This window comes from Vibrio maerlii, assembly GCF_003415655.1.
GTDB classification, from domain to species: Bacteria; Pseudomonadota; Gammaproteobacteria; order Enterobacterales; family Vibrionaceae; genus Vibrio; species Vibrio maerlii.
Genome location: NZ_QRHC01000002.1, coordinates 409,594 through 427,309 on the forward strand (window position 1 = coordinate 409,594; position 17,716 = coordinate 427,309).

The following is a 17,716-nucleotide window of genomic DNA, read 5'->3' on the forward strand; positions in this document are numbered from 1 at the left end:
GAGTACTTTGGATCTCAATAGCCTCAAAGTGTTTACGGAAGTCGTGACTCAAGGCAGTTTCTCTGGCGCATCGAAAACCCTTGGAATGCCGGTTTCCACCGTCAGTAGAAAAGTCAGTGAGTTTGAGGAGTCTTTAGGATCGAAACTGATGGAGCGCTCGACCAGAAACCTAAGGCTTACTGAAGCAGGTGAAACCTTGCATCAATACGCGCTGCGTTCCGTGGAAGAAATGGAAGCTGGGGTGATGGCGCTTGAAGAAAAGCAAGATCAGGTGGAAGGCATTCTACGTATCGCATTACCTCCTAACTTCGAGATTGGTTGGGAGGGATTAAAGAGCTTTATGAGAAAATACCCAAAGGTGAAATTGCAAACCCTTGGTATTTCAAGAGAAGTTGACCTCATCGCCGACCATATCGATGTTGCTGTTCAGTACCAAGCAAGCGAAAATCCTTCGGTTATCAGTCGTAAAATCACGACCGTGACCCCTATTCTTGTCGCTTCCCAAAACTACGTAAATCTCCATGGGCAGCCTCAAACGCCTTCTGAACTTGGCCAATTTCACTGCCTCGTTCGTGAAGATCCTGGGTTCGAGTCCTATTGGACCCTAGACGGTGAAAAAATCAAAATCTCCCCCTACCTAAGCTCGAATGAATTCAGTGTGTTAAGGGATCTTGTTAAACACGATTTCGGAATAGCGCAGCTTCCGCCGCTGTTTCGCCAAAGTGAAATTGACAGTGGTGAGTTTGTCGAAATCCTCCCGCAATGCGCTTCACCCACCGTTGATATCCACTTGGTGTATGCAAGCCGAAAACATCTATCTAGAGTAACGCGCACCTTCATTGATTACGCATTTCAATTCACCAAAGACGAACAAGCTGAATACTGGAACAGTGACCAAGATGACGATTGATTATAACGCGGCAAAAATATACGTGAGTGTGGTTGAGCTAGGCTCATTTTCTGGTGCAGCGAAAGCGCTCAATATTCCTGTGTCTACCGTCAGTCGAAAGGTCAGCGAATTGGAAGCAGGGTTGGAGCTTAGGCTGCTAGAGCGATCGACAAGAAGCCTACGACTCACTGATTCCGGTGAAACTTTTTACGAGTTTGCCCAGCGCAGCATAGAGGAAGCGGAGGCAGGTTTGCTCGCCGTGATGAATCAACAGCAAGAGCTTAAGGGTAAACTCCGGATCTCTCTTCCCATTAACTTTGAGCCATGGTGGCCGGTGCTTGAGAGTTTTCAAGATAAATACCCTTTGGTTGATTTAGAGGTGACCTGTCAGCCAAACAATGTAGACTTTGTGAATGATGGGATTGATGTCGCGCTTGTACTGCTGCCTGTGACTAACCCCAACTACATTGTACGAGAGATCTGCCTTTCAACTCGTGTGATCGTCGCCTCCCCGCACTATCTAGAGCAGCACGGTAAACCAAACTCCCCGGAAGAACTTGCCTCTCACTCTTGTATATCGGTTGGCACTGCGAACCAAGATGTATCATGGATGTTTGATGGTAAGGCCTATCCGATAACACCGATTTTGAAGAGTAACGATTTCCGCCTGATGAAGTATTTTGCACTTCAAGGAAAAGGGATTGCCAATATTCCTCCTGCGGTTTGCGCTCGAGAGCTTGAGGCTGGCGATTTAGTCGAGCTATTTGAGGTAGACGATGGGCAAGACATCACTTTTAAGCTTGTTTACCCGAGAAAGAAACTGCTGCCGAGTATTACTCGGGTTTACATCGATCACTGCATTGACTGGATTAACGCCCACGAAAATGGCGCATGGCTAAAAACCGTAGGAATGGGGTAGGTTCAACAAAATAATCCCTCCTACCTCTGATCAGATTGACTTTTCCAATGATGGAAAAGTCATTTGCTTTTTACCCCTCTAATCAAATTTTAATCAATTCTTATAATCTCCTCACCGCAACAAAACACGGCTCCGAAGCCGGGACTTTTGACCGAAGAGGAAAAGAATATGACCACCGTAAGACAAGTAATTAAAACCCTAAATGCTCAGCCAACCTCTGATGGTGACGGCGTTAAAATCAAACGTATTTCAGGGTTTAACATCAAACAATTTTCCCCATTCCTGATGATTGATGAGCTTCGCTCTGATGACAGTCAGGATTACATTGGTGGTTTTCCATCACACCCGCACCGAGGCATTGAGACGTTCTCTTACATGATTAAAGGGCACTTCCAACATAAAGATAGCCTTGGTAATTCTGGTCAGTTAAGAAGTGGTGGTGCTCAGTGGATGGCATCAGGGCGCGGCATTATTCATAGCGAAATGCCAATGATGGATGAAGGGCAGCTCCATGGCTTTCAAATCTGGATTAATCAACATTCAACGGACAAATATGAGCCTGCGCAGTATGCCGATTTTCAGCCAGAGATGATCCCACAACTCTCTTCGCCAGAGTTAGGCACAGTAAGAGTGCTGGCGGGAGACAGCGTTATCAATGACATTCTTGTTGAAAGTGCATTAGAGAAATCGGGCACCCCAATTAATTTTATCGATTGGCGAGCTCAGGTAAACCAAACATTGCAAACTGCGCTTAACCAAGACTTTAATGCGATGATTTATGTGTACAAAGGTTCGCTCTCTGTCGGGGATCTGGCGTTATCGGAAGGGCAGTTAGGTTTCTTATCAAAAGGAGAGGTAGTCAACCTAATGGCAAATGGGGACTCAGGTGCTCTGATCCTAGCTGGTAAACCCATTGATGAGCCTGTTGTTCACTACGGTCCGTTTGTGATGAATTCCATGGATGAAATTAACCAAGCAATCAACGATTACAACCAAGGTTTGTTTGAGACCTACAAGTAATCCTTATTGTTTCACCATAAGCCAGCCCGCGAGCTGGCTTTTAAATTTCAGAGCCTTGTTGCTCCAATTATTTACTCATATTGTTTGCACATCAAATTGTGGCGGAGACAACAACCGCACGGTGTCTCCCGGGTTTGCGCAGGCGACTAGTGCAATGCTTTGTTTTACCCAATCGAGTATCTCCTTGAGTTGCTCACCACTTGCATGGCACGTGGGGATACAGGAGTACTCATCTAGTCCATCTTCCTTATCACCAACGTTAATAATAACTGGAATAATAGAACGATCTTCACTCCACGCCTTCAATCGAGCGGCGGTATCTTCCCATACATCGCTAGCTTGGCCATCAGTGATGACTACACACCATGGCCGTCGGCAAGTGTGCCCTTTTTGCTTACTCTCTGCTACTGCGGTTCTGAGCATGTTAATCGCAACATCAAGCCCCTGACCTAGCGCCCTGTGCTCACTGCTGGCAGAAAACAATGGAAATATGGTTTGATTGATAGGCTTCAAAGGGCTATGAACCGTCACGTACTCACGACTCTCCAGTAACGCGACCTCTACTTGTTCGGCCAATGTATTTGTGTCTCTTACAGATAATAAGAAGGACTCTATGGCTTGATTGACTTCACTGATAATTTTGCCTCTTGAAGAATCAGTCAGCGTCACAAGTATACTCATCGGTAGTCGAGTCATATCAGATTGATGATTGCGCTGGGTTACCTGTTCAAAGGCAGTGTAGAGAAAAGACAAAATTTGAATAACTCCATTTATTCGGCTTTACGAAACTGGCCAAAAACGAACTCTTATGAATTCAACCACTTTCAAAATAAAACGTAAGTAAGTTCCCACTTCACCCGACATTACACTGTATAGAAAATATAGGTCAAACGCTCATCAACAAAGTGTGAAGAACACAGATTCTAGCTGGCAAGAGGCCCCAACAGTGACACACTATGATAGCTATAGGACAATGAGTTTCTAATCCGAAAAGGGGTACAAACGCGCTAGTGGTGATCACGCCAACACATCAATGGACAAGGCTGTTTTACATGTCCTACTAAATTTGCACCTAGCGGATTACCTAGTTAGAACAAAGCCTCTACCTCTAACCTGTAAGCCAAAATCAGCCTTCCACTAGATAACATAACTACAGTAGCGCCATTGCCCCTATAGGTTCTCAACGAAAAAACTCACTTAAAACAACTGATAAAACTTCGCGGAATAACCCCTATTCATCGCATCCACCATCTTAAGTAATCTTGGCAGTGCGTAGGTAAAGAACATTCGATAGCCATCACATAGTTGACTGACACCTTGTTGTTGCTCTTCAAAGTTCATTCGATATTTAGGACAACCACCGTTACACAAAGGCAAAAAGTCACAACTAAGGCAGGTTTGGCTGAGCCTATCGCGTTTGTTCTCAGCAAATGTTCTTTGCTGCCCGCCCGCCACCAGCTCTTGCAAACTGTTGTCTAATGCATTGCCCAACTGATAATCATCATAATGGTAGTGATCACAGCTATAGGTTTGCCCGTCCTTTTCTAGCATAAGCTGCTGACCGCATACCTCGCTGTGGTGGCACATCTGACTTGGGTGACCCATCAGCATCATTAAGCAGTTTTCAAAGAACTGAACATGAACCTTGCCAATGTCTTCCTGACACCACTGATCAAACACATCGCACAGAAACCGTCCCCATTGCTCGCCATTTAGCGACCAATCGTAGTCAGAACGTCGATCAAGCTCATGGTCAATACAGGGTTGGAATTGCAGATATGTGCTGCCGGTGTCTTTCAAAAACTGATAGATCTTTGCCCCATGATGGTAGGTACGATTATTTATTACTGTAAGAGTGTTGAATTCGACCTCGTGCTCTTTGAGCAGATTGATTCCACGCACTGTTTTCTCAAAGCTAGAATGACCAGACTTGTCGATTCGACTGATGTCGTTAAGTAAATTCGGCCCATCAATACTGACCCCAACCATCACATTGTGGGTTTTAAACAGCTGTGCCCACTGATGATTGATCAGGGTGCCATTCGTTTGAAAGGTGTTGGCGATACTCTTATTACCAGCCCAATGTTGTTGCTGCTGAAAAGCGTGTAGGTAGAAGTCACGACCACGAAGCAGAGGTTCTCCACCATGCCAGATAAAATCCACCGCTTTCGCATGCTTCGGCTGGGATTGAATATGATTTTTGATGCTCTTATCGAGGGTACGGAAATCCATTGGTGAGCCACAGCCCGTGTCACCAGCTAGGTAATAACAATAGCTACAATCTAGATTGCAGGTTGAACCAACAGGTTTGAGAGTTAAGCTGAATGGGAGTGTTTGTGTCATCACTATTCTCTGCGTGTTTGTTATCGGTAATTCATACAATCCCTGTGTTTTTTAAAGCCAATAATCACGCTACTCAAGGAGCAGCGTGATTACTCTCACTCGTTATTCAATGGTGTCATTTCCCATACCTACACCGGTACCTTTCTGAATTGGTGGGTATTCTTTGAGTGACTTCTGATACTCACCGATCGCACTATAGAAGTATGGGAGTACCCAAGACTTCTGCTTCATCCAGTGGTACCAGCCATGGGTATCTGGGGAGCGTTCATACGGGTCGGCTTTAATGTTAACCAACACACCAAATGGCCACGCTTTTGCAGGCTCGGTCCATGTGGTCTTGGTTTTCAGGTGCACCTTCCATTCGTTGACACGCACCGCGTTTAAGTCACCCTCGTTGTAGAAGAAAAATTCATTTCGTGTACTTTCCCCTCCATTTGCAAGCATGTCCATCTGGTTGTAACCATCGATGTGGGCGACGCGTTTTTTACCATCAACCATCTTTCCAGCAAGCAGTTGCTCTTTAATGTTGGGCTCCCCTGCCGCAGCCATTAGTGTTGGCAGCCAATCTTCTGCCGACATCATACCGTCAACATAAGTCCCCTGAGGAAGCTTCTCAGGCCAACTCACCAACATAGGAACTCGGAAACCACCATCCCATGTAGTGCCCTTTTGGCCACGGAATGAAGCCGCACCAGCATCAGGCCAGTGATCAAGATTAACCCCGTTGTCAGAGGTGAACATGATAATGGTATTGTCGAGCTCACCCTTCTCTTCAAGCTTATCGAGTAAAACGCCGATCTGCTGATCCACCTCCATCACCGCATCATAGTAAGTCGACGTATTGCTCGCGCCAGAATACTCTTCACCAACATGAGTAATGGTGTGCATGCGTGATGGGTTAAACCACATAAAGTAAGGCTGGTCGTCATTCTTTTTCTCATGCCCATCCAGCCAGTCCGTTGCAAACTCAAGGAACTCTTGGTCAATCTTCTTCATGCGCTCTTTGCCTAGCGCACCCTTATCTGTGATCTTTTGTTTACCCACTTCACCAAAGCGTGGGTCGATTGTGCTGTCATGCGTATCAGTTGCCACTGAGTGAATCACGTTGCGCGGAATACCGATAAAATTAGGATCTTTAGGAAATTCTGGCTGCTCAGGCATCTCCATCACGTTAAGGTGATATAAGAAGCCGTAATACTCTTCAAAACCGTTTACCGTAGGTAAATGTGAGTTGTTATCGCCTAAATGGGATTTGCCTACATGAACAGTCGCATAACCTTTTTGTTTCAGTAGCTCGGCGAGAGTCGGGATTTCTTGGCGCATACCGAGTTTAGAACCCGGCTGGCCAACCGAAGTTAAACCCGTTCTATATGGATACTGGCCTGTAATGAAGGCTGCTCGGCCGGCAGTAGAGCTTGATTGAGCATAGTAATCACTGACCATCACTCCAGATTCAGCGATGCGATCAATATTCGGCGTTCTCACAGCCCCTAAGCCACGGTGATAGGCGGATAGGTCCATTGGTGCGACATCATCGAGCATGATGGTGACAATATTCGGAGCCTTCGCCAATGCAGTTGGAGCACTCATTGTTGCGGCAGTGGCAATAGAGATTGCTACCGCTGTTTTTGCAAATTTGTTAAGACGTTTCATAATATCTCTCCAGTAAAGGACACAGAGATACTAAGTGAATTAGGCATTTGTTAGGCATATAGCGTTTATTAATATTTTTAATAAATTAGCTATAGGTTTGATTTATACTTGAATTCTACTCATCAGAATTAGAAACCCTCATATGACAAAAGATCTCAACCTACTTAGGCTCTTGATTGTACTCAATGAAGAGAAACAGACGATTGCTGCAGCGAGAAGGTTAAACGTCAGCCAACCAACGATCAGTGTGATGCTGAGGAAATTACGCGATCAGTTTAACGACCCTTTGTTTGTTCGTGATAAAAACCAGTTAGAACCGACTCTTCGATGCCAGCAAATATTACAGGGTTTGGCTGGGTTACTTGATGGCCTTGACGCACTTTATGTTGATGAGAAATCTTGGGATATAAGTAAACTCTCTGGTGAAATCACGCTGGTTTTTACTCCACCTTTGATGTCTACGATTGCTGCGCCTCTAGTTAGTCAGCTGTCTAAAGCAGCACCAAATATCACGGTTGATTGCTATCACTGGGGCTTCGATGCCCTGCGTGATATAGAACTCAAGCGCAAGTGTTGGGGTTTTAGTGCAAATACGATGGAAACCAATAAGAACATTCTACAAAAAGAGGTTGGCAACGATGAGTTTGTTCTTGTCATGCGTAAATCCCATCCCCTAAATCAAGGAGCCGGGCTCGGTGAAGTCCTTCAATTCCCATTGTGCGTGAATCTTGTTTATGGTGACTCAAGCAGCTCCAGCAGTGAGCAAATATTTCGCTCTCTAGGTGTGGAGAAAAAGGTCAGCGTTAGAACCAGTGATGTCATGGTGATGCTCAACTTGGTTGAGAGCAGCGACTATTTGGGCATTATCTCCAAATACCTAGTCAAAAATTTAGATGAACGGTTCAGTTACATCCCCATCCCATCAGAGCTACCGGCGGAGGCTAATCTTCGCCCACTGTCTCTATTCACTCATCAGAGAAATCGACATGATCCACTCACTAAGTGGCTCCATCATCAGGCTCAATCTCTACTGACCTAACTCTACAGGCGCAGTAGGATATTAAAAATCATAATAGAGACTATACGTTCTTATCGATTTGGGGTTTGCTTTCTCCCTGCTTAAATGAGTAACCAATTAAATTAGTTACTCTAGAAGGCAAATGATGAAAAAGTCGATATTAGCTCTATCGATATTCTCTGTTATGAGTACACCTATTTTAGCAAACGAGGCCGTTTCTGCTGAAGAGGAGTTAGCTTATAGCTTGGGGATACAAGCACTTATCTATGGTGCAGGTCCGCTTACTGTCGCGGCGGTAAGAGAAACGTCTACCTCGGTTGACGCGCCCATGAATAATGCGATGGCTCCCATTAACCAAATGGGAAAAACTCGTGTGCTGTCAGGCCCTCAAGATCGCATTGTCCCTACCGTCAATAACGATACTCTCTATTCTCAAGCTCACTATGATTTAGACCAATCAGGTCCAATAGTGCTAGAGGTCCCACCGACAAACGAACGCTATTACATCGTTCAGTTGCTCGATGCCTACTCAGACTCCATTGAAGATCTCTACCAAGGCAACACTGGAAAACAGGGAGCAAAAGTCCTACTGGTCAAAGAAGGCTGGAATGGCACAGTTCCAGAGGGCATTGATAAAGTCGTTGAATCCAGAACAGACAATGTTTGGCTTATCCACCGAACAGGCGTTTCTGGCGATAAAGACCTACCTGAGGCCCTACAAGTTCATGATCGGTTTATTAGCTATCCAGTCGCTGAGTTAGGTAAAGATCACCCTCCAGTCGAGTTAAAAGCTGCTACTTCCCGCATTCCTCCGATGGCAAAGCCACAGGGACTGGAGTGGTTTGCTCTCATTGACCGTGAACTACGCAAGAACCCAATCAAAGAAGATGCCGTCATCGTGGATCAATTTGACTACATCGGTATTGGAGGAGAATCGCCATTCTCGGCTCAAGACCTCTCGCAAGAACAGCAACGTGGTCTACGTCGGGCATTAAAATCGGCGAATCAAATTATCCACTACGCAGGCCGCGATGTTGGCACCACCAATAATGGCTGGTCAATGATGTTTGAAGGCGGCCGCTACGGTACCGATTTCTTAAGCCGAGCCAGTATCAACCTACGAGCTGCGGGTCTCAATGTGCCTGAGCGTGCGCTTTATCCTAATCGCTATACCGATGCGAATGGCGAACAACTTTCTGGTCAACATAGCTACAAAATGGTCATGCCAGCCGATGCACCAGCAGACGCATTTTGGTCTTTAACCATGTATGACGCCAAAAATTTGTTCATGGTAGAAAACGAGATAGACCGTTACTCCATCTCAACCAACCGCAAAGATGAGTTGAAGTATGCCAACGACGGTTCTCTACCCATCTGTATTGGCTATGAGCGTCCAATCGATGAAAGCTGCAACTGGCTACCCGCGCCCAAAGATGACTTCTACCTGCATATACGCCTTTATGAGCCAACTCAAGCTGTCCTCAATAACAGCTATTCAATGCCACAAGTGATCAAGCAGTAAACGTCAAGTAAGAGATAAACCATGAAAAAAAGACTATTTTGGCTGCTTCCTGCCATCAGTGTACCTGTTGCCCTAGCGGGCGATGATGTTCAAGACATGTCTGACCCGCTATCGGTTTATACCCAAGTGGGTGGAGGTATCACAGATAAAGGCCTGAACCTAAAAGTCGGCCAAACGTATGATACCGGTGTTGAAGGTCTCGCCGGAATGAACATTATTGAGGTCAAAGGCGTTTTGGGGGAAGTCGTCGGATTTAATAGCGATGAATCCCTGAGAGATGACAGTATCGACTCGATTCGCTTCCGTAACTTCCGAGCAGACCTCACAACAGGCAAAGGCTCCCAAATTGATATCTCCTATAACGCAGAACAAGAAACAGGGTCAGCGTCATACAGTTTGATTCGAGCATTACCTTCGCTGGGCCCAGTGAGTCTTTATCCCCTAGCTGGAGCGGGCGTCGCTTATGCCAACAATACGCTTAAAGATGGAACTAAAATGGGGGGATACACCTTCCCTGGCACCTTCGTTGTTGTGGGAACATACGCCAAATTAGCACTCACTGATGATATCTGGCTCAACTACAACCCAATGTACAAATCGACTCTTTCTGGTGACGACAATTACACCGAATACGGGATGGAAGGTGATGATAGCGTTTTGACTCATGAGTTTGCGCTTTCGTATCAAATCAACCCTAGGTTTAACGTCCGTTACTTTGCGAATTGGACTGAAAACACCGACTTTTCCAATGGTGATCATCGCATCGAATTCAACTATCAACTGTAGCAGCATTGAGGAGATAAATAATGAACAAACCTAAACAAAACAAACTTGCCGCACTGATGCTTGCTAGCAGCCTTATGTGTGGATTCAATACATTTGCCAATGCAGAAGAGAGCGTGCGACTGGATATCGCTACGAAGGCCTTTGAAAAACAAGACAAGGAGAAGCTTGCCCAACTTGCATACGAGTACGCATTCTCCATCGATGAAGCCTACAAGTATTTTTATGAGACAGTTGTAAAAACAGGTTACCCACTTAATCAGTTTCAAAACATCCGTATTCTCGCAGACCATACTTACACAGCACACCCAACCATAAACAATGACACACTGCATATTATGGGCTGGATGGATGTTGCGGCAGAGCCGGTGATCATTAGCATCCCAGATCATGATGACGGTCGATACTGGCTATTTCACACCATGAACATGCAGCACTTTACTGACTCTGCGTTCGGCTCCCCACAACGTGGGACTGAAGGGGGTATGTTCATGTACGCACTAGAAGGTTGGGAGGGTGAAGTTCCAGAAAGCGTCGATGAAGTGATCTATGTGGAGCACCCACTTGTGAAGATGATGGGCCGCGTCATGGATATTGGTGGTGAAGACTCCAAAATCGCACAAAAACTACAAGACCAATGGAACGTGCGCACGCTTTCAGAATTCTTAGGTCAAAAAGGCCCTGAACCAAAGGCAAGACAATACCCAGACCCTGAAAAAAGTAACTGGGTGCAAAGAACCAACTATGTGCTTTCGGAGGGAACAATGAGAGAGCACGATCAAGAACTACTCGAACTATTTGCCCTATTAGGCTTAGGTCAATCTAACCCTGATAGCTATCTCAGCGCCGACAAGTCAATGATTGAAATAGGAAAGGAAAGAGGCCTTAACCGCATTCACAACTCGGGGTTTGATGATTCTAGAGATGTGTTAGGTACACGTGATGAAATGATCCAAGTACCAAGCTATCAACACGCTTACGGCACATTTATGGGTCAGTGGGGACTGCCAGCCGAGCATACAATGTATTCGGGTGACTTAGTCGATTCGGATGGCGAACCGTTGGATGGCAGCAAATATGACTACACAGTGACGTTCGATGCACCACCCATTGAGGGCGAAGGTTTTTGGTCATACACCGCCTACAGTGGTAAGACTCGTTTAATGGAAGAGAACAGCATTAATCGACACTCTAGGGGCGATCGCACGCTAGTACCAAACGAGGATGGTACTTACACTATCTACATGAGCTCTGACACCGAAGGCCAAGAGGATAATCCTAATTTCTTACCGATCCCCGATCACTCTTGGTACGCCATTCTGAGGATGTATGCACCTTCAGATGAGTTAAAGAATGATCAGTGGCAGCCAACACGATTTAAAAAGATCGCGAAGAAATAACCGCTTAGCCTCAACGCAAGTGGTTAACACTGAGGAAAAGATGAACTAGCTTCATCAACAAAAAGGCAGCGAGATCACACCTTCGCTGCCTTTTGACTTTGATGCTTGTATTCTAAGTATGAAGCTAGACTCCGCTCCTACAAAAGGTGTCGGTAGGTGTTAAGAACGGCATTACCTTAAAGGTGTGGTCTGATTGGATTGGTCAAATCCTTATCTATCCATTCAGTATTGCCTCAGGTACATTGGTCGCCATTTTGGGCAGTGGTTATTTCTTGCTGTTAATGATGAGAAGTCGGTTTAACTAGCTAAGAAATGGGATTTTGCTCTGCTGATTCTCATCAATCAGGGCAGATTTCATCATGAGTGTTTAGGTTCTGAAAAAGATAGAATTGTGTAGGGTCTGTTGATCTTTCGAGGTTAAATTTTGTTCGAGATAAAATCGTTTTAGGCGCGGCAAGGGGTGTGTAGCCTAGTCACTCTAAGTAAATACCCCTTAACAAAGCATAAAACGATTTTAGCCGAACCCTTCGGGCAGCGTTTGTGCTTCATTTCTACTGCGTTATCGGCTTCTCATGTAGGCTAGCTACACATCAAAGCCTCTGCCTTGTAGAAATTTCCCACAAACTGCTGCAAAAACCAGCTCGAAAGGTCAACAGACCCTAGCAACGTTCCGTGTATTTACTGCTTGGTCGGAACTTGCAAACGTTGGTAGGCAACCTCTTTCTCGTCAAACAAGTAGCAACACAATGGGTCTATCGTCAGCGATATCTTATCTCCCGCACGAGTTAAATCTCGTTCACCCTTTCTTACGACCCAAGGTTCTTTGTCGCCAGTATCTACATAAAGGTAAGTCTCATTACCCATTTGCTCGACAAATAACACCTCATTACTGTTTTCTGACGCAGAAAACTCTAAATGCTCAGGGCGCACGCCTAACAGCACCTGTTTCCCAAGATCTTCTCGTGGAACCGAAATCGGTAATGTAAGTCGTGTATTGTTTGACATACAGACGGTCACATCAGAGCTAGTGACATCATCGATAGTCACAGGTGTGGTGTTCATCTTTGGAGAGCCAATAAACTGAGCCACAAACAAATTGCTAGGATGATCGTACAGCTCAAGCGGTGTACCAACCTGCTCCATATTACCCGCGTTTAGCACAACGATGCGATCAGCCAGAGTCATCGCTTCAACCTGATCATGAGTGACATAAACAATGGTCGATTTAAGACGCTTATGTAGGTTTGCAATCTCCATACGCATCTGCACCCGCAAGCTTGCGTCCAGGTTAGACAAGGGCTCATCAAACAAAAACAGTTTAGGCTCCCGAGCAATCGAGCGACCAATTGCCACGCGCTGACGCTGACCACCAGAAAGATCTTTAGGCTTACGTTCCAATAAAGGCTCCAATTGAAGGATTTTTGCCGCATTATCGACGCGTTGATCAATTTCTTCTTGAGGAAGAGCAGCCAACTCTAACGCAAATGCCATATTCTTACGAACGTTCATATGGGGGTAGAGTGCATAAGATTGGAACACCATACCAATACCGCGCTCTGATGGTGAATCGTCATTCACCACATTAGAGTCGATCATCATCTGACCATCAGTGATATCTTCAAGGCCAGCAATCATGCGTAGTAAAGTCGATTTTCCGCAACCGGATGGACCAACAATCACAATGAACTCACCACTGTTCACGTCTAGATCGAGATTTGGGATAATAGTGGCATTGTCGTTATAACGTTTGCAAATGCCCTTTAAGCTAAGTTGAGACATAATAAATTCCTTAATTCTTACTAATTCAATACTGCTATTGAGGGCGATTAGCCTTTCACTGCACCGGCCGTTAAACCGCTAACAATGCGTTTTTGGAAGATGAGTACCAGAGCAATAATCGGTAACGTCACGATGACGGAACCCGCCATGATGCTTCCCCACGGCAATTCAAACTGAGACGTTCCCTGCATCATGCCAATCGCCACTGGAACTGTGCGATTCTCTGGTGAGATGGTGAACGTAATTGCAAACATGAATTCATTCCATGCACCAACAAACGCCAGTAAACCGGTGGTGACCAACGCAGGAGCCATGATAGGAGCAAAGACCTTAGTGATGATGACCCAAGTGCTTGCACCATCGACAATGGCTGCTTCCTCTAACTCTTTTGGCATGTTTTTCATGAACGTTGTCAGTACCCAAATGGTGAAAGGCAGAGAAAATGTCATGTAAGAAATCACAAGCGAAAATAGTGAATCATATAGACCAAGGAAGCGAATCAACTCAAACATCCCCGTCAATACGGCGACTTGTGGGAACATTGATACACAAAGAATAGTCAGCAAAATCCCCTGCTTCCCTTTAAAACGAATACGCGCCAAAGCAAAAGATGCGACGATAGCCACTAACAGGCATCCTCCAACGGTTAGTCCAGCTACAATTGATGAGTTGAGCAAACTCTTCGCGACGCCATTATCAAGCAGCGCACTTGCGTAGTTTTGCCACTCAAACGAAGTCGGTAGAAACGACACCTGAAACAAGTCGTTCCCCGTTTTTAGCGAGGTAATGATCGCGTTGTAAAACGGATAGACACAAAATACCGTGACAATAGTGGATGCAACATACAGCATCACTTGATGAGCGTTATATTGCTGTTTACGTGTAAGTTTCATCATTAATCCTCGAGTTTGTGCATACGGCTTGCGTATAAGAATGAAACCGCAATACCTGCTACTAACATGAATACCAATACCGATGCGGCAGAGCCGGCTCCCATTTCTTGATAGGAGATGATTTGGTCGCGCGCATAGCCTGAAATCGATATCGTCGCTTCACTGTTGGAGGTCAATACATAGATAAGGTCAAACACTCGTAGTGCATCCATGATGCGGAAGATAAGTGCCACAACCATCGCGGGCATAATTAACGGGAGTGTGATTCGCCAGAATCTCTGCCAAGCGGTGGCACCGTCAACACGGGCAGCCTCATAGAGATCTGCAGGTACCGTTTGCAATGCTGCGAGTAACATCAGCGCCATGAAAGGAATGGTCTTCCATACATCGGCAAATACCACTGCCCACATAGAAAGATCAGGCTCTGCAATCCAAGCCAATTTTTCATCGATTAAGCCCAAAAAGGTCAACACATGGTTAATCACACCGTATTGATCATGGAACATCCAGCCCCACATTTTTGCCGTTACAATGGTAGGAATCGCCCATGGAACCAAAATGGCTGCACGAATCAGGCCTTGCCCTTTGAACTTCTGATTCATCAATAAAGCAAATAGCAAACCAAGTACAAGTTCGAAGGACACGGACCAGAAAGTGAACCAAAGCGTGTTACCGACCGCTTGCCACCAAAGAGCATCAGCTAATACGCCGTATGCCTCACCTTCAAACATGGTGAAATAGTTTTCAAAACCTACAAAGCTGTAATCATCTGGAGCATCAAGTGCAGCGTCCGTAAAGCTATAGAAGAATGTACGAATAAGTGGCCAACCAGCAACACCAAATAGAAGAATCAATGCAGGTGCGACAAGGAAGTAAGCCGAACGTGCTCGTTTTTCTTGAAGACTAAACTTCTTTTTATCGCCGACCTTGGAAGGTTTCTTAGCGGAAGAAGTGTGAATTGTTGTATCCATAAATCAATAACCCTTGAGAAGATTGATACAACCTGCTGAGCGTATCAGCAGGTTGAGCGAAGAGCGTGGATTACTTCCACTTCTTACCTTTCACACGTTTCAGGCGTTTTTCTAACGAAGCAACCGCTTCTTCACCTGTTGATTTACCAGTAAGAACATCAAATGACGCGTTGTAGAACGCTTTGGATACCTTCGCGTATTGACGCTTTGTTGGAGCGGCAGGACGAGCAACCGCCGCAGCAAAGATGTCTTTGTATTCAGACATGTGTGGTGCGATCTCTAGGATTTCAGGATCATCGTACAGTGACATCAACGTTGGGCTATCCCCACCATGTTTGAACTGCATCTTTTGCGCTTCTGGGCTAGTGATAATATCAAGCAATTGCACTGCTGCTTCTGGACTCTTCGTATAACCATTCACCGTCCACTGCCAACCACCAAGCGTTGCAGCACCGCTGCCACCTTCAGTTCCTGACGGAAGAGGCATAATGCCAACCTTGCCTTTCACCGGGCTTTGATCGCCTTGGCCTAAAACGTAAGCGTATGGCCAGTTACGCATGAACAAGGCATCACCATTTTGGAATACCGCGCGAGCTTCTTCTTCCATGTAACCCAGTACACCTTTAGGAGAGATGTTGCCGACCATAGAAGCTGCCATGTCTAACGCTTCAGCTGCTTGTGGGTTATTGATTGAAATGGTGCCATCGTTTTCAACAACACTACCGCCGCCGTATGAATTCACCCACTCTAGGGCGTCACAAGTTAACCCTTCATAGGCCTTACCTTGGAATACGAACCCCCAAAAATCTTTTTGACCATCTTCTCGTTCTTTCGCTTGAATCAGTTCAGCCGTAGCTTTGAGCTCTTGCCAAGATTGAGGTGGTGTTTGGTTGTGCTTCTCAAGTAAGTCCTTTCGGTAATACAACAAGCCAGCATCAAGCATAGAAGGTAAAGCCACTAATTTGCCATCGACAACGTTGTTATCCCAAGCCCCTTTAAAAAACTCACCTTGGCGAGACTCAAAATGAGGAGTGAGATCCAATAAGTGCCTTGCAAAAAGACCAGGCCATACCGTATCAATACGGAATACATCCACTACATCAGCACTCTTTGCCGCAAATGACTGCTGATAGATGCCAAGCTTTTCATCAGAGGCAGGCGGTAACTCTACAAACTGAAGTTTATGACCAGTTTCAGATTCAAAGCGTTCTTGAACATACTCACAATATGCTTTCTTATGATTAAACGAGTAATCACACTCCCATTTAATCGTATCAGCCTGAGCGTTTACAGATGCCGCAGATGCTAACGCAGCCATGGCTAGCAAAATCTTATTCTTTTTCATTGGGTCACCTAAAGGTTGGGTACAAAGGATGAAAATAAGATAGCGCTCAAAGTATCAATTTAGAAATACATTCTAAATCGCGTTATTATAGAAAAAATCTATAACTAAACCCTAGGTGTGATCATGCACAAATTTATGGAACAGTTTCTAGAAATCGCGTCTTGTTTATCTGTGACTGTCGCGGCAAAAAAGCTCTGTGTAAGCCAACCAACCCTTACCCACAATATGAAAAAGTACGAGCAACAATTGGGTACAACCCTTTTTGAACGAACTGCTCGGGGAATACGCCTGACTGAATCGGGTGAGATTGTTTTTGAAAAAGCGAGGGCTATGCGACATATTCAAGAAAGCATGCTCTCAAGCCTAGATAACCTCACCCTTCATCAACAAAAAGAGATCCGCGTAGGTACTGGAGATGCTTGGTGGGCACTATTTATGAAAGATGTTATTCAGCAATATGCCGACAATTTCCCTCAAGCAAATATTAATGTTGATGTGGGAAATCAAGTGTACTTGATGGATAAATTACTATCAGACGAAATAGATTTGTTCATCGGTCACGAGTTAAAAGGATTAACTCGTTCCGGACAAGTGAGCTTTTTTCCAATGTTCTCTCAAGCAGACTACATCTACGTAAATCAAACTCACCCCCTAATCGGCACGGTGGTCAACAATGAGGCACTCGCTCGCTTCCCTATCATCAATATCGGCCACCCAAACAAAAAGCTTACATACCTGCTTAACGACCTTTCAACATTAAATAGCTTAGAGAGTAGTTTTACCTACAGCGCATCTACCGTGCACTACACTAATTCCTTAATGGTCGTCATTGACCGCCTGCTTGAAAGCGATGCTCTTTTCACGTACCCAATGGCAATGAAAGGCTTTTTTGCCGAGCTCGGCATTGTTCCGCTTACCTTAGAAAAACCCATTGAAGCATCCACCATTGGACTCTATGTGATAAAAGAAAAAGCACAAAGTGAACACCTTCAGTCTGTGATTATGAAAATTACAGAGGCAGCTCAACAACGTATCCAATGACCAAGTGTGAAGCGATTCACAGATTCTAACCATGCGCGAATTAGTGAAAACCTCACAAAAATGCTAGCAAGCGCATGGTTTTACCCATCCCATAGATTTTTTCTATTACATGGGTGATTTATATCTATTATCTAATTTCA

General features: G+C 45.2%; 15 protein-coding genes. 8 read left to right on the top strand and 7 right to left on the bottom strand.

The window, feature by feature from the left end:
- The first annotated feature begins 7 nt into the window (after positions 1-7).
- The 3 genes from DPF91_RS02835 (at position 8) to DPF91_RS02845 (ending at position 2,828) form a co-directional block, all read left to right on the top strand.
- Positions 8-910 (top strand): LysR family transcriptional regulator, encoded by a 903-nt coding sequence (locus tag DPF91_RS02835; protein ID WP_117232910.1) that lies wholly within the window; start codon positions 8-10, stop codon positions 908-910.
- Positions 900-1,808 carry a LysR family transcriptional regulator gene (locus DPF91_RS02840; RefSeq protein WP_117232911.1) on the top strand — a complete coding sequence of 303 codons (909 nt, stop codon included), beginning with the start codon at positions 900-902 and terminating at the stop codon, positions 1,806-1,808. The genes DPF91_RS02835 and DPF91_RS02840 overlap by 11 nt, the downstream gene beginning before the upstream one ends.
- A 168-nt stretch (positions 1,809-1,976) precedes the next feature.
- The gene (locus DPF91_RS02845; protein ID WP_117232912.1) at positions 1,977-2,828 is read left to right on the top strand and encodes a pirin family protein; all 852 of its coding nucleotides are present in this window, start codon (positions 1,977-1,979) and stop codon (positions 2,826-2,828) included.
- A gap of 75 nt (positions 2,829-2,903) precedes the next feature.
- Here the strand turns inward: DPF91_RS02845 and DPF91_RS02850 are convergent, their stop codons facing one another.
- From DPF91_RS02850 to DPF91_RS02860, 3 genes are all read right to left on the bottom strand, one after another.
- A complete protein-coding gene (locus DPF91_RS02850; RefSeq protein WP_123766747.1) occupies positions 2,904-3,509 on the bottom strand; it encodes a vWA domain-containing protein in 606 nt (201 codons plus the stop codon).
- 516 nt (positions 3,510-4,025) lie between these two features.
- Positions 4,026-5,171, bottom strand: coding sequence for an anaerobic sulfatase maturase (locus DPF91_RS02855; protein WP_117232914.1), 1,146 nt, complete (start codon positions 5,169-5,171; stop codon positions 4,026-4,028).
- 102 nt (positions 5,172-5,273) lie between these two features.
- A complete protein-coding gene (locus DPF91_RS02860) occupies positions 5,274-6,824 on the bottom strand; it encodes a sulfatase-like hydrolase/transferase (RefSeq protein WP_117232915.1) in 1,551 nt (516 codons plus the stop codon).
- Between the two features lie 142 nt (positions 6,825-6,966).
- Between DPF91_RS02860 and DPF91_RS02865 the strand changes: the two genes are divergently transcribed.
- The 4 genes from DPF91_RS02865 (at position 6,967) to DPF91_RS02880 (ending at position 11,547) form a co-directional block, all read left to right on the top strand.
- Complete coding sequence (locus DPF91_RS02865) at positions 6,967-7,863, top strand: LysR family transcriptional regulator (RefSeq protein ID WP_117232916.1); 897 nt, start codon at positions 6,967-6,969, stop codon at positions 7,861-7,863.
- A gap of 124 nt (positions 7,864-7,987) precedes the next feature.
- The gene (locus DPF91_RS02870) at positions 7,988-9,364 is read left to right on the top strand and encodes a DUF1254 domain-containing protein (RefSeq protein ID WP_164684037.1); all 1,377 of its coding nucleotides are present in this window, start codon (positions 7,988-7,990) and stop codon (positions 9,362-9,364) included.
- A 21-nt stretch (positions 9,365-9,385) separates the two neighbouring features.
- On the top strand, positions 9,386-10,150 hold the full coding sequence (locus DPF91_RS02875; protein WP_117232918.1) for a hypothetical protein: 765 nt from the start codon (positions 9,386-9,388) through the stop codon (positions 10,148-10,150).
- A 20-nt stretch (positions 10,151-10,170) separates the two neighbouring features.
- The gene (locus DPF91_RS02880; protein WP_117232919.1) at positions 10,171-11,547 is read left to right on the top strand and encodes a DUF1254 domain-containing protein; all 1,377 of its coding nucleotides are present in this window, start codon (positions 10,171-10,173) and stop codon (positions 11,545-11,547) included.
- A 678-nt stretch (positions 11,548-12,225) separates the two neighbouring features.
- On the opposite strand, the gene DPF91_RS02890 is transcribed toward DPF91_RS02880, so the two are convergent.
- The 4 genes from DPF91_RS02890 to DPF91_RS02905 form a co-directional block, all read right to left on the bottom strand.
- Positions 12,226-13,326 carry an ABC transporter ATP-binding protein gene (locus DPF91_RS02890; protein ID WP_117232920.1) on the bottom strand — a complete coding sequence of 367 codons (1,101 nt, stop codon included), beginning with the start codon at positions 13,324-13,326 and terminating at the stop codon, positions 12,226-12,228.
- A 47-nt stretch (positions 13,327-13,373) separates the two neighbouring features.
- Positions 13,374-14,222, bottom strand: coding sequence for a carbohydrate ABC transporter permease (locus tag DPF91_RS02895; RefSeq protein WP_241033744.1), 849 nt, complete (start codon positions 14,220-14,222; stop codon positions 13,374-13,376).
- On the bottom strand, positions 14,222-15,190 hold the full coding sequence (locus tag DPF91_RS02900) for a carbohydrate ABC transporter permease (RefSeq protein WP_117232922.1): 969 nt from the start codon (positions 15,188-15,190) through the stop codon (positions 14,222-14,224). The genes DPF91_RS02895 and DPF91_RS02900 overlap by 1 nt, the downstream gene beginning before the upstream one ends.
- Positions 15,191-15,260: 70 nt before the next feature.
- Entirely contained in the window at positions 15,261-16,535 is a 1,275-nt protein-coding gene (locus tag DPF91_RS02905) for an ABC transporter substrate-binding protein (protein WP_117232923.1), read from the bottom strand.
- A 123-nt stretch (positions 16,536-16,658) separates the two neighbouring features.
- Between DPF91_RS02905 and DPF91_RS02910 the strand changes: the two genes are divergently transcribed.
- Positions 16,659-17,576 (top strand): LysR family transcriptional regulator, encoded by a 918-nt coding sequence (locus DPF91_RS02910; RefSeq protein WP_117232924.1) that lies wholly within the window; start codon positions 16,659-16,661, stop codon positions 17,574-17,576.
- The last annotated feature ends 140 nt before the right edge of the window (positions 17,577-17,716 follow it).

Excerpts from the sequence above, each read along its gene's own strand:
- DPF91_RS02840 (WP_117232911.1), top strand. The coding sequence starts at position 900 with ATGACGATTGATTATAACGCGGCAAAAATATACGTGAGTGTGGTTGAG.
- DPF91_RS02845 (WP_117232912.1), top strand. The coding sequence starts at position 1,977 with ATGACCACCGTAAGACAAGTAATTAAAACCCTAAATGCTCAGCCAACC.
- DPF91_RS02850 (WP_123766747.1), bottom strand. The coding sequence starts at position 3,509 with ATGAGTATACTTGTGACGCTGACTGATTCTTCAAGAGGCAAAATTATC.
- DPF91_RS02855 (WP_117232914.1), bottom strand. The coding sequence starts at position 5,171 with ATGACACAAACACTCCCATTCAGCTTAACTCTCAAACCTGTTGGTTCA.
- DPF91_RS02860 (WP_117232915.1), bottom strand. The coding sequence starts at position 6,824 with ATGAAACGTCTTAACAAATTTGCAAAAACAGCGGTAGCAATCTCTATT.
- DPF91_RS02865 (WP_117232916.1), top strand. The coding sequence starts at position 6,967 with ATGACAAAAGATCTCAACCTACTTAGGCTCTTGATTGTACTCAATGAA.
- DPF91_RS02870 (WP_164684037.1), top strand. The coding sequence starts at position 7,988 with ATGAAAAAGTCGATATTAGCTCTATCGATATTCTCTGTTATGAGTACA.
- DPF91_RS02875 (WP_117232918.1), top strand. The coding sequence starts at position 9,386 with ATGAAAAAAAGACTATTTTGGCTGCTTCCTGCCATCAGTGTACCTGTT.
- DPF91_RS02880 (WP_117232919.1), top strand. The coding sequence starts at position 10,171 with ATGAACAAACCTAAACAAAACAAACTTGCCGCACTGATGCTTGCTAGC.
- DPF91_RS02890 (WP_117232920.1), bottom strand. The coding sequence starts at position 13,326 with ATGTCTCAACTTAGCTTAAAGGGCATTTGCAAACGTTATAACGACAAT.
- DPF91_RS02895 (WP_241033744.1), bottom strand. The coding sequence starts at position 14,222 with ATGATGAAACTTACACGTAAACAGCAATATAACGCTCATCAAGTGATG.
- DPF91_RS02900 (WP_117232922.1), bottom strand. The coding sequence starts at position 15,190 with ATGGATACAACAATTCACACTTCTTCCGCTAAGAAACCTTCCAAGGTC.
- DPF91_RS02905 (WP_117232923.1), bottom strand. The coding sequence starts at position 16,535 with ATGAAAAAGAATAAGATTTTGCTAGCCATGGCTGCGTTAGCATCTGCG.
- DPF91_RS02910 (WP_117232924.1), top strand. The coding sequence starts at position 16,659 with ATGCACAAATTTATGGAACAGTTTCTAGAAATCGCGTCTTGTTTATCT.